Below are 11952 nucleotides of genomic sequence, written 5' to 3' on the forward strand. Positions count from 1 at the left end.
TGACCTGAAAGTGCTGGGGACAGGCGGTAGGTCTCGGCGGGACAGAGATGGGGAGGCCGAGAAGAACGGTTGCTCCAGGCGCTTTCGCAGCGATCAGCTCAGCGCTGTCTCTGGCTCGGGAAACGCGAAAGAGCGGGCAGGGGTGCTGTCGCGGCTAGGGCGAAGTACGCGATGCCGCGAGCTGACAGGCAGTCCGGTGACACGGTCCACCAGGACAAGGTCCGCAGGCTCCCCGGTGAGGCTGTCCACCAGGATGGTTTGCGCGACGTCCACATTGCCATGGCGATTACCCCATTGAAGCAGGACGAGCATCAGGGAGCGCAGTTCCCGCGCCTTGGCGCTGAGCAGGTACTCGTAACGTGTCGGCTTTTCACTGTAGGCCTGGCGTTCCAGGAGGCCGCCAGCCACCAGATCCTTGAGTCGCCGGGTCAGGGTATTGGTTGGAATCCCCAGGGCCTGGACGAAATCATCGAAGCGGGACGCGCCGTAAAAGGCTTCTCGAAGGATCAGCACATTCCAACTGTCACCGATGACCTCCAGGGCTTGGGCGACGGGGCAGGGCATGTGCTGGAAACTGGTTTTTTTCATGGGGCCTCCGCAAGGGCAGGGGATCGATATCGCGTCGCCGTTGGCGCAATCCGATCTCGGTTTGAGACCTCGAAGGGAGTCGCTTATAGCCCCTCTGCACCGCTACGGAAGGACTGCGGATCAGCATTAGATTATGGTCAAAATATAATTACGACACTTCCATCACGCAAGTGACCATTCATCACCCGCACTCCACCAATCTTCACGTTACTTGCCGTATGGCCGTATCCGCTGCAATCAAGGCTCCTTCCATGTAACCGCCTTGATCTCCGCCGGCCTCGCTGCCGATGAGTTGCAGCCGCTTCTGTCAGGGGGGCATCAGTCATGGGCGCTGTGCCAGCGGGGCGGAGCCTGATCGACACGGGTCGCCAAACAGGCGAGTCAACTGGGCTCGGCAAAGCGCCTTGAGGTCCGCTTCATCCATCGCTCGCCTGCGCTGGGCGCCGATTGCGAAGAAACCGAACAGCGCTGCTGCCTCGTCATCGCTGGCGTCGTGAATCTCACCGAGCTGGCCGCTGGCAACATCCAGATAGAACTGCGCTCTGTTGGCTGCCAGTTGCTTGCGGAAGTCGTCGAACACTTCGATGGGAAGACCGCCTGGATTTGCCGGGGTCTTCACCATGATCGGTGGCACCGCTATGCACAACGTTGCGCAGATCCAGGTGTTGCACCAATGCCGCGACGTCTGCCGCGTAGTGGTCCATGTCGTGGCCGTCGGTCACCTGAGAAGACCGGCCGTGACCGCGCCGATCGTGCACGATGACGCGATAGCCTTGCCCAACGAAGACCAGGGCCTGGCTATCCCATTCGTCACTGCTGAGGGGCCAGCATGGTGGAGCACGATTGGCTGGCCGCTCTTCGGACCCCAGTCCTTGTAGAAGAGGTCAACGCCATGGAGTCAGTCCGCGATCTGATGTTTCGAAGTCAGCTGAAGGTCAGGCTTGCCGCCTACTGGAACGATGAAACGCTTGACGTGGAGTCGGATAGCCGCCGCGAATGCGTTCGAAGAAACTGCGGTATTCGTCGAGCGCCGCTGCTTTCGCGGCGGAAAGGCGTTCGAATTCCAGAACCTGGGCAGCCGTCCAAGGCACCATCGCCTGCTCAAGAAAATCCACCATGGCGATGTGGCACGCAGAGGCGTTCAACGAGAGGCGGCGCGGTTCGGCCCAACTGAAAGGATTGTCCACTGGAGGCTCCTCCTACGCCGTTGAAGTTCCGGCACGCATTCAAAGCCCTAGACCACAACCGGCTGGCCGTACCAGGCCGCATGTCGAAATACGACCAAAGTCTGATGCGGCGAGTTCGACCTTCACCTTGTCCTCTGGCGATCCAGGACCAGATTGATAGTTCCATCCGCATCGGATGAGACATAGGGATCAAGTGTCGGAAACCTCTCCGCTGCGCGCTCCAACAGGAATTCTCCGGCTTGCCGGATGCGCTCGCGGGTCGGGTTGGCAAGCCGGATGCTTGTCCTCACGAACCCGCTCGCCTCCACATCAGCAGCCGCTTGTTCGAACAGTTCTTCCAGAAGGACCAAGGTCTTTCTATCCATGCGTTTGCCCTTAGACGCGATGCTCCGCGTCGATCCCAGGTTGCCGGGATCGATGCTCTACGCCCTGGGTATCGGGAAGCCATGGCGGTCTGACTGCTGCCCATGCAAGGGACGCACCTGAACTGATCGTTGGGGAACAGCGGTCAGCGCGAATACCGGCAGCCGCTCAGGCAGGCCGAGCAGCAGAGGAGGGGCGGGGCGTGGTTCCGGACCTGCAAGTCGAACGCTGGGTGTGGAGGCCCGATTCCGGTCAGGGGTTACCCCATCTTCGGGGACAGAAAGTCGGAATCCATGCGGGCTTTGGGAGTCCCAGCATTTTGGCGAGCGTCTCTGTTCAGGCGTTGGCGACCCGCTTCTTCAACGTGTTCTGTGTCTTCCAAGCTTGTTGCGCTTGGAGGCGCCGAATGGAGACCGGTACATCCAGGCTATGCCGTAGGTCGAGGTCGGAGATCGCCGCTTGCGCATATTTGGTTCGCGTGCGAATCTTTTACATACTTCGTATGCGAAGTATGTTTGCGATCAGCGGCGCCTCCCGGTTACCGGTTGTTCCGCCGCCACCCCCAGCACCAAAAATCCAGGAGACTTGGGCCATGACATCTGAAGTGACTACCGAGCTGGTTGGCGGCGTACTGGCCGTCACGCTATCGAGACTGGACAAGAAGAACGCGCTCACGAATGGCATGTACGGCGCCCTGGCAGACGCCATCCAACGAGCCGAGAGCGACGCAGACGTGCGCGTCGTGCTGATCCAGGCCGATGGCGAGCTCTTCACGTCAGGAAACGACCTGGGCGAGTTCGCCGAGCAGGCCACGGGCAAGGGGCCGGCTGAACTGAATGTTCTGCGTTTCCTCCAGAACCTCGCAGTGACCACGATTCCGATCGTCGCAGCCGTGCAAGGCAAGGCGGTGGGTGTGGGTACAACCATGCTCCTGCACTGCGATTACGTAGTGCTCAGCGAGGATGCGCAGCTCTCCGCGCCCTTTGTGAATCTGGCTCTGGTTCCGGAAGCTGGGTCGAGCTACCTCTTGCCGGCACGCACCGGTCATGTGCGGGCCTTCCAATTGTTCTCGCTGGGCGAGTCGATTGATGCGAAGAGCGCCGTGGCGTGGGGCATCGCGAACACTGTGGTTCCTGGCGAGGACCTACGCACCGAGGCCAGGCGTGTTGCAGAGAAGCTGGCGACCAAGCCACTCGGGTCGTTGAAGGCAACGAAACAGCTCATGCGGGATCCGCAACGGCTACTCGCTCAAATCGATGCAGAGTCGCTCGTTTTCGCCGAGCGATTGAAGAGTGCGGAAGCCAGAGAGGCGTTCACGGCCTTTGCGCAGAAGCGTCAGCCCGACTTCTCGACGATTCGCTAGCTACGCGGGTGCCTCGCCGGCTCACGCACAGGGCGGTCGCGTGGCCGGCGGGATTACTACTCGTCCGCAGCGGGAAACTTGTCCTGCAGGCTCTGCAGCCACCTTGCGACCACCTCGATTTCAGCTTCGCTGAAGCCGTCGGCCAGCAACGCGTTCATCTTTGCGAGATTCGCCTTGGAACGCTCGGCTGCAGTCTTTCCTTGATCGGTCAACCATAGCCGCCAGACTCGACCATCAGTTTCGTCGCGCCGCCGCTCGATCAACCCCAGGACTTCCATTCGGTCTGCCAGGCCGCTCATGCCGGGCAGGCCGAGATCCAACGCTGCGGCTGCCTCGCTCATCAAGGCTCCGTCCTGCTTATCAAGAAAGAACAGGAGGCCTGACTGCGAGGGAGTCACGCCGCCTTCGGGGGTGCTTGCCTGGGACCAGCGGTGCAATCTTCGTTGCCCTGCGTTGAGTAGGTAAACCAATCGATGTTTCATCGTTTTCTCGCCGCGTTGTCATGCTTGCTTCGGACAGACGCCGTGGGTTGCTGTTATTAGCTTCAGCGATGTGGGTCGCAGAACCCGGTTGTGCTGTAGCGCTTCTCACGAGCAGAGAAAACTTCGCACGCGAATAAGTGATCTCATTTTCGTAAGGGGGAAAGGTCGGGTCAAGTCAGGCAGCTTGAGGGGCGAAGCAAGGCTGGCGTGACGGGAAGCGCGTCTTTGGTCGATGGTGGGGCGTCCAACACTCGAACCTGGGGAAGTGGACCCGGGTAGTGGTGGCAGCGGATCAGGTTCAGGAGATTGACCTAAACTCCATCTTCCACCCATTCCAGTGCGGAGAAACCCCCATGACACAGGCCGGCACTCTTCTCGCCAGTGCGCTGCTCACAGTTCTTTCGCAAGTTGCCTACGCCGCTGAGGAAGCAGCGTTCAACCCCGTGGAAATGATCAGCGCCTTCGAAGGCACATTCGGCGTCCACCCGGGACTCAGGCGCAATCACGCCAAGGGGACCTGTGCAGTAGGGGAGTTCATCGGCATCGCGGACGGCGCCAAGTACAGCCGATCGGCCTTGTTCAGCGGCCAGGCCATTCCGGTAATTGCGCGCTTCTCCCTGGATGGCGGCAATCCCCAGCAATCGGATGCCGCCAAGGCCGTGCAGGGCATGGCCCTGGAATTCAAGCTGCCCGGCGGAGGGCTCCAGCACATGACCATGGTCAACGTGCCGGTTTTCTTCGCCACGCCGGAAGGCTTTCGCGACCTGGTCCTGGCGTTGAAGCCTGATCCGACCACCGGCGCGCCCAATCCCGAGGTGTTCAAGGCGTTTACGGCCAAGCACCCGGACTTCAATCCGCTGGGAGCAGCGATACAGGGCCGCAATCCCTTTGTGGGCTTTGACACCAGTTTCTACAACAGCCTCCATGCGTTCTGGTTTGTCGACAAGAACGACAAAAAGACCCTCGTGCGTTGGCATTTCGAGCCCGTGGACGGGGTGAAGAACCTCACCGACGAGGAAGCCAGCAAGGCGCCGGCCAACTACCTGGAGCCAGCGCTGATCGCCCGTACCCAGAAGTCCCCAGCGAAATGGGACATGTACATCACCCTCGGCCAGCCGGGGGACGCCGAGAATGATCCTTCCAAGCTCTGGCCGGCCGATCGCCAGAAGGTCAAGGTTGGCACCCTGGCGATCACCCAGGCCATGGCTCAGAAAGACGGCAGCTGCGGCCCCATCAATTTCGACCCCATTGTGGTGGCTGACGGCATCCAGATCACTGACGACCCGGTCCTGAAGGCACGCTCTTCGTCCTATGCCGTGTCGTTCGGCAAGCGCATGTCCGGGCAGTAGCCGGGTTCGCTGATCGACACTGCGTACCTCAAACGCCAAGCCAACTCGGGCATACGCATCTGTGAGGCGTTGCCCGAGACAGGGGCCACCACACAAGCCAGAGGCACGTGTTTATCCGTTCTCCTCGGGCATACCTTTCAGGTTCGCAGGATTCAGATCAGCACTGGTCGACATCCACAACGGCCTGGGCGAAGGCCTGCGGTGCTTTTCCCCGCGCCTGCGGGAGCCGTCTAATCCGTCCGATAACCGCCCACTCCGCCTCACTTTCTGTCCTCTCCAACCGCTCTAGATCGGGCGCGCACGCCATTGTTCGCGAAGCACGAACACTCAAATCGCTGAAACCGGAATTGTTGGCGGAGGAGGGCACTTGTAGCTTGCGAACCAACCGGACAGCCAGGCCTGCACTGCCAGCAGGGCCTGCGCCGGCATCAGGCTGACTAATAACAACAAGGTAGCTGCCATGATTCCTCGCAAGCATCGTTCTGCAATCTCCCTGTTCGCCCCGGTCCTGGCGGCCGCCGCGTTGTTTCCCCATGTTACCCAGGCTGCCGAGCCGGGGCCGTCCGGCTCGCTGTTCCGCAGTGCCTTTGGCGATGCCCTGGAAAAGGATTACGGCATCAAGGTCCATGGCTGGGCCCAGGCCGGCTGGATCTACAACGACAACGGCAGTGATGACGTGAGCAAGCAGGCCTTCTTCAACAACGACGAAGGCTTCAACCTCAACCAGTTCGCTCTGGCCATCGAGAAGACGCCCAAGGGCAACGTGGTGGGCCGTGTCGGACCGTTCCCGGGACCGATGCCGCAGGAAGCCGACTGGGGCTTCAACGTCACCGCGCTCTACGGCAAGGACGCGCGCTTCTTCAAGACCTACGGGTTCGACGAAGACTTCGGCGTCAACCGCAGCGCCGACGCCAACGACGAGAATTTCAACATCGCCCAGGCGTACCTGGACTTCTACATCCCGGTGCTCGGCGGCTCCAACCTGATGCTCGGTGTCTTCCACACCCCGCTGGAGAACGAGATCGGCTTCGCCCTGGGCAGCCCGGCCCCGGCGGACTTCTACAGCCACACCTATTCCTTCATGCATGGCCCGGCCAAGCACACCGGCGCGCTGTACTCCTTCAAGCTGCCCCAGGAAGAGGGCGGCAGCATGCTCGGCTTCGAGTTGGGCGTGGTGCAGGGGTGGAACAACATGCAGGACCCCAATGGCGACCCGGACGTGATCGCCAACGTGCGCTGGCGCTCGGCGGACTTCCGTACCTGGGTGGACTGGGAAAACATCTACGGTAACGGCGCGGGCGACAGTTTTGCCGAGTGCGCCTGCGGCTCGCCCATCCCGGCTGGGACCGAGGACGATGACCTGACCCGCTACGCCTCCTACCTGACGGTTTCCCATGTGCTCGACGAGCGCAACCGTGTCGCCGTCGAGTTCAACTACGGCCAGCAGGAAGACGCCGCCTTGGCCGGTTTTGCCAACAAGCACAACGCCCACTGGTACGGCACGGACGTCAACTGGTACCACCGCCTGGGCGGCAATCTGATGTGGAACAGCCGCGCCGAGTGGTTCTACACCGATGCCCCGGTGCACGTGGTAATGGCCAACATCGACCCACAGACCGGCATCCCCGATCCGAGCTGGGGCAGCTTCTACGGCATCACCACCAACCTGGCGTGGACGCCGGTGCCCAACGTCCGCCTGCGCCCCGAGCTGCGCTACGACATTCACAGCGGCAGCGGCCGCGACGCGTTCGGCGACGGCCGCGAAGACAGCCAACTGGTCGGTTCCTTCGACATCACCGTCTTCTTCTGATCCGGCACCCACCCAACTGCCATCCCGGCTGGCCCCTGTGGGTGCCGTGCCGGACCTCATCCTCCAGTCGAGGTCTCCATCATGGACAACAACAAGAAACTCCTCGGTGCCGGGCTCTCCCGGCGTGATTTCCTGCGGGCCAGCGGCGTCGTGGCTGGCGGCTCGTTGCTCGCAGGCTTTTCTTCAGCCCCGCTGCTGGCGGCGGAAAAGGTCATCCGCATTGGTTACGTCAGTCCGCAGACCGGGCCGCTGGCCCCCTTCGCCGCAGCGGACACGTACATCATCGAGAGCCTGGCGTCGGTGCTGAAGAACAGCATCACCGTGGGCGGCCAGCGCTGCCGCCTTGAGGTGATCGTCAAGGACAGCCAGTCCAACCCCAACCGCGCCGCCGAAGTGGCCAACGAACTGATCCTCTCCGACGGCGTCGACTTGATGCTGGTGTCGTCCACCCCGGAGACCACCAACCCGGTGTCGGATCAGTGTGAGATCAACGAGGTCCCCTGCATCTCCACCGTGGCGCCCTGGCAGCCCTGGTTCTTCACCCGCGGTGGCAAGCCTGACGAAGGCTTCCAGTGGACGTACCACTTCTTCTGGGGCCTGGAAGACGTGATCGCCACTTACACCGCCATGTGGGGCGGAATGGGCAGCAACAAGGTGATCGGTGGTCTGTTCCCCAATGACGGCGACGGCAATGCCTGGGGCGACAGCAAGCTGGGCTTCCCGCCGGTGCTGGCGCAGAAGGGTTTCCAACTGGTGGACCCGGGCCGCTTCCAGAGCCTGACCGACGACTTCTCCGCGCAGATTTCCGCCTTCAAGAAGGCTGAGGCAGAGATCGTCACCGGCGTGGTCATTCCGCCGGACCTCACCACCTTCTGGACCCAGGCGCGCCAGCAGGGCTTCCAGCCAAAGGCCATGTCGGTGGGCAAGGCGCTGCTGTTCCCCTCGGCAGTAGAGGCCCTGGGCAAGGACGGGCACAACCTCTCCACGGAAATCTGGTGGAGCCCGAGTCATCCCTTCGCGTCCTCGCTCAATGGTCTCACCGCCGGGCAACTGGCCGAGCGTTACACCAAGGCCACCGGCAAACAGTGGACCCAGCCGCTGGGCTTCGTCCATGCGCTGTTCGAGCTGGCGGTGGACATCCTCCAGCGCACCGAGGAAGTGGGTAATCCCGAAGCCACCCGCGATGCGCTGCTGAAGACGGAACTCAATACCGTGGTCGGTCCTGTGAGCTGGAAGAACGGCCCGGTGAAGAACGTCGCCAAGACCCCGCTGGTGTCCGGCCAGTGGCGCCTGGGTGGGCCCTTCACCTACGACCTGGTGATCACCAGCAACCAGACCGCGCCGCAGATTCCCCTCGGAGGGGAGATGCAGGCGATCACCTACGGCGGCTGATTTCCTACCCCCTCTCCCCAGCCCTCTCCCCCATGGGGGAGAGGGAGTCGTATGAAGCAGGTAACAACCTATGCAACAACTCCTCGTACTGGAGCAGGTGCACAAGAGCTACGGCTCGGTGAAGGTGACCGACGATCTCAGCCTGGCCCTGGCGCCGGGCGAGGCGCTGGGCATCATCGGGCCGAATGGCGCAGGCAAGAGCACGCTGTTCAACCTGATCGCCGGGGGTGTGGCCGCCGACAGCGGACGCATTCATTTTCAGGGAGACGATGTCACCCGCGAGCCAGTGTTCAAGCGCTGCCAGCGTGGCATTGGCCGCTCTCACCAGATCCCCCATCCGTTCGTGAAAATGACGGTGTTCGAGAACCTGCTGGTGGGCGCCACTTTCGGTGCTGGGCAGTCGGAGAAGGACAGCTACGCCTGGTGCGCGCACATCCTCGAACTCACCGGCCTGATGAAGAAGGCCAACGTCCTGGCCGGTTCGCTCACGCTGCTGGAGCGCAAGCGCCTGGAAATGGCCCGTGCCCTGGCCACCCGGCCGCAACTGTTGTTGTTGGACGAGATCGCCGGCGGCCTCACTGAACCGGAGTGCCACGAACTCGTGGGGACCATCCAGGGCATCCACCGTTCCGGCACCGCGATCATCTGGATCGAGCACATCGTCCATGCGCTGCTGGCGGTGGTCGGCCGTCTGGCGGTGATCAACTTCGGCCGCAAGCTGGACGAGGGCGAGCCCAATGCGGTGATGGCCAATCCGAAGGTCCAGGAAATCTACATGGGCATCGGGAGCTGAAGCCATGCTGACGATCCGCAAACTGCGCGCCGGCTACGGCGACTTCCAGGCGCTGTTCGGCATCGACCTGGACCTGGCGGCAGGGGAAACCGTCGCCATCATCGGCTCCAATGGCGCCGGCAAATCCACCTTCCTGCGCTCTCTGGCCGGGCTGATCCGAAACGATCCCGGCGCCATTCGCTTCAAGGACGAGTACATCGGCAGCCTGCCGGCCAACCGGGTACTGGAGCGCGGCATCGCCCTGGTGCCGGAGGGCCGCAAGCTGTTCCCCTCGCTGAGTGTCGAGGAGAACCTGCTGATCGGCGCCTACAGCAAGCGCCAGGGCGCCTGGAACCTGCAGCGCATCTACGGCCTGTTCCCGGTGTTGGAGAAGCTGCGCAAGCGCCCGGGTACCGCGCTGTCCGGCGGCCAGCAGCAGATGGTCGCCATCGGCCGCGCGCTGATGTCGAGCCCGAGCCTGCTGCTCTGCGACGAGATCAGCCTTGGTCTCGCGCCCACCACCATCAAGGACATCTACGCCGCGCTGCCATCGATCAAGGCCGATGGCACGGCGGTGATCCTGGTCGAGCAGGACATCAACCAGGCCCTCAGCGTCGCGGACCGCTTCTACTGCTTCCAGGAAGGGCGCATTTCCCTGTCCGGCAAGCCCGGCGAGGTGAGCAAGGATCAGATCAAGGCGGCCTATTTCGGCCTGGCGGAGGCATGACGATGGAATGGCTCAATACCCTGGTGCAGGGCGTGCTGCTCGGCGGCCTCTACGCGATGTTCGCGGTCGGTCTGTCGTTGATGTTCGGCATCATGCGCCTGGTCAACATCGCCCATGGCGACTTCATCGTGCTGGCGTCCTACTTGGCCCTGGTGGTGGTGGAAGTGCTCGGACTGTCGCCCTTGGCCAGCCTGGTGCTGGTGGTGCCGGTGATGTTCGTGGTCGGCTACTGCCTGCAGCGCCAATTGCTCAACCGCACCCTCGGCAATGACATCCTGCCGCCACTGCTGGTGACCTTCGGCCTGTCGATCATCCTGCAGAACGTGCTGTTGGAGTTCTTTAGCGCCGACAGCCAGAAACTCTCCCAGGGTGAGTTGGAAGTTGCCAGCGTGGCCGTGGGCGGGCTCAGCCTCGGCGTGATGCCGCTGCTGGTGTTTGGCTGTGCCCTGGCGGTGATCGGTGGATTGCAGTTGCTGTTCTACAAGACCCGCCTGGGCCGCGCCTTCCGCGCCACCTCGGATGACCAGTCCACCGCGCAACTGATGGGCATCGACAACCGCCATATCTTCGGCCTGGCCATGGCGCTGGCGATGGCGGTGGTGTCCATCGCAGGGGTGTTCCTGGCAGTCCGTACCAGCTTCGACCCCAGCGTCGGCCCGGCGCGCCTGCTTTACGGTTTCGAGGCGGTGATCATCGGCGGCCTCGGCAGCCTCTGGGGCACCCTGGCCGGTGGCGTGATCCTCGGCGTCGCCCAGGCGGTGGGCGCGCGCATCGATCCGGGCTGGCAGATCCTGGCGGGCCACCTGGTGTTCCTGCTGATCCTGGTTTTCCGCCCGCGTGGCCTATTTCCCCGGAGTGTCGACTGATGAATGCGATGAACAATGCCTACGCCGTCCAGCGGGCCACCCGCAGCAGCCAGGTGGGCCTGGCGATGCTGGGCGTGCTGGTCCTGCTGCTGGCATCCCTGCCGTTCTGGGCCGACCGCGCCGTGCTCCGGCTGGTCGTGGAGTTCGCTTACTACCTGGCGCTGGCGCAGATGTGGAACCTGCTGGCGGGCTATGCCGGAATGGTTTCGGTGGGCCAGCAGGCCTTCGTCGGCCTCGGCGGCTACCTGCTGTTCGTGCTGGCCTCGCAGCTGGGCGTTCCGCCGCTGGCGGCGGTGTTCCTGTCCGGCCTTGTCGTGGCGCTGCTGGCCGTGCCCACGGCCCTGGTGCTGTTCCGCCTGCGCGGCGCTTACTTCGCCATTGGCACCTGGGTGGTGGCCGAGGTGTTCCGCCTGGGGCTTGCCCAGGTGGGGAGCCTGGGCGGCGGTTCCGGGCAAAGCCTGCCGGCGTCCATCGTTCGGCAGATCGGCAGCAGCCGCGATGGCCGCGAGATGCTGCTGTACTTCAGCGCCCTGGCCATCGCCGTGGCGGCCGTACTGGTGGTGTACCTGCTGCTGCGTTCGCGTCAGGGCCTGGCCCTGACGGCCATCCGCGATTCGGAGCCTGCCTCCGGCAGCCTGGGTATCAACGTATTCCGCACCAAACTGATGGTCTACGTGCTGGCTGCGTGCTGCACCGGCGTGGTGGGCGCACTGATCTTCCTGCAGAAGCTGCGCATCTCCCCTGACGCCGCCTTCAGCGTGCAGGACTGGACCGCCGCGGTGATATTCATCGTCATCATTGGCGGCATCGGGACACTGGAGGGGCCGCTGATCGGCACCCTGATCTACTTCGTGCTGCGCAGTTGCTTTGCCGAATTCGGCGCGCTGTACATGATCATCCTCGGCAGTGTGGCGGTGGTGATGATGCTGAAAGCGCCCCAGGGCGTCTGGGGGCTGGTGAGCGAACGGTTGGGCTGGCAGTTGTTCCCGATGCAGCGGCGGTTGGTGAGCGGCTGAGGTCTTGGCTTTTACCTTGCGGGAGCGAATCGATTCG

12 protein-coding genes and 1 pseudogene are annotated in these 11952 nt (G+C 63.0%); 8 read left to right on the forward strand and 5 right to left on the reverse strand.

The genetic code is table 11. The annotated features are described in order from the left end of the window. Nucleotides 1-93: 93 nt before the first annotated feature. From TQ98_RS11935 to TQ98_RS11950, 4 genes and pseudogenes are all read right to left on the reverse strand, one after another. A complete protein-coding gene (locus tag TQ98_RS11935) occupies nt 94-588 on the reverse strand; it encodes a helix-turn-helix domain-containing protein (RefSeq protein ID WP_044872783.1) in 495 nt (164 codons plus the stop codon). A gap of 511 nt (nt 589-1099) precedes the next feature. Beyond that, nucleotides 1100-1480 (reverse strand): annotated as a pseudogene (locus TQ98_RS11940) (alpha/beta hydrolase); the annotation flags it as partial. A gap of 43 nt (nt 1481-1523) precedes the next feature. After that, complete coding sequence (locus tag TQ98_RS11945) at nt 1524-1775, reverse strand: hypothetical protein (RefSeq protein WP_044872782.1); 252 nt, start codon at nt 1773-1775, stop codon at nt 1524-1526. Between the two features lie 122 nt (nt 1776-1897). Beyond that, entirely contained in the window at nt 1898-2140 is a 243-nt protein-coding gene (locus TQ98_RS11950; RefSeq protein ID WP_044872781.1) for a hypothetical protein, read from the reverse strand. A 590-nt stretch (nt 2141-2730) separates the two neighbouring features. On the opposite strand from TQ98_RS11950, the gene TQ98_RS11955 reads away from it, so the two are divergent. After that, the gene (locus tag TQ98_RS11955; RefSeq protein WP_044872780.1) at nt 2731-3501 is read left to right on the forward strand and encodes an enoyl-CoA hydratase; all 771 of its coding nucleotides are present in this window, start codon (nt 2731-2733) and stop codon (nt 3499-3501) included. A gap of 56 nt (nt 3502-3557) precedes the next feature. Here the strand turns inward: TQ98_RS11955 and TQ98_RS11960 are convergent, their stop codons facing one another. After that, nucleotides 3558-3983, reverse strand: a complete 426-nt coding sequence (locus TQ98_RS11960) for a MarR family winged helix-turn-helix transcriptional regulator (protein ID WP_044872779.1) — start codon at nt 3981-3983, stop codon at nt 3558-3560. Nucleotides 3984-4336: 353 nt separating this feature from the next. Between TQ98_RS11960 and TQ98_RS11965 the strand changes: the two genes are divergently transcribed. The 7 genes from TQ98_RS11965 to TQ98_RS11995 all read left to right on the forward strand — a co-directional run bounded on the left by TQ98_RS11965 (nt 4337) and on the right by TQ98_RS11995 (nt 11915). Next, nucleotides 4337-5332, forward strand: coding sequence for a catalase family peroxidase (locus TQ98_RS11965; RefSeq protein ID WP_044872778.1), 996 nt, complete (start codon nt 4337-4339; stop codon nt 5330-5332). 460 nt (nt 5333-5792) lie between these two features. Beyond that, nucleotides 5793-7142 (forward strand): outer membrane beta-barrel protein, encoded by a 1350-nt coding sequence (locus TQ98_RS11970; RefSeq protein ID WP_044872777.1) that lies wholly within the window; start codon nt 5793-5795, stop codon nt 7140-7142. 81 nt (nt 7143-7223) lie between these two features. Continuing rightward, entirely contained in the window at nt 7224-8534 is a 1311-nt protein-coding gene (locus tag TQ98_RS11975) for an ABC transporter substrate-binding protein (RefSeq protein ID WP_044872776.1), read from the forward strand. Nucleotides 8535-8604: 70 nt separating this feature from the next. Next, entirely contained in the window at nt 8605-9327 is a 723-nt protein-coding gene (locus TQ98_RS11980; protein ID WP_044872775.1) for an ABC transporter ATP-binding protein, read from the forward strand. A gap of 4 nt (nt 9328-9331) precedes the next feature. Further along, on the forward strand, nt 9332-10033 hold the full coding sequence (locus tag TQ98_RS11985; RefSeq protein ID WP_044872774.1) for an ABC transporter ATP-binding protein: 702 nt from the start codon (nt 9332-9334) through the stop codon (nt 10031-10033). Between the two features lie 2 nt (nt 10034-10035). Further along, nucleotides 10036-10899: a branched-chain amino acid ABC transporter permease gene (locus TQ98_RS11990; protein WP_044872773.1), complete on the forward strand. Its 864-nt coding sequence runs from the start codon at nt 10036-10038 to the stop codon at nt 10897-10899. Then, a complete protein-coding gene (locus tag TQ98_RS11995; protein ID WP_044872772.1) occupies nt 10899-11915 on the forward strand; it encodes a branched-chain amino acid ABC transporter permease in 1017 nt (338 codons plus the stop codon). The genes TQ98_RS11990 and TQ98_RS11995 overlap by 1 nt, the downstream gene beginning before the upstream one ends. The last annotated feature ends 37 nt before the right edge of the window (nt 11916-11952 follow it).

Origin of the sequence: Pseudomonas sp. LFM046 (genome assembly GCF_000949385.2) — a bacterium.
In the GTDB taxonomy this organism is placed as follows: domain Bacteria; phylum Pseudomonadota; class Gammaproteobacteria; order Pseudomonadales; family Pseudomonadaceae; genus Metapseudomonas.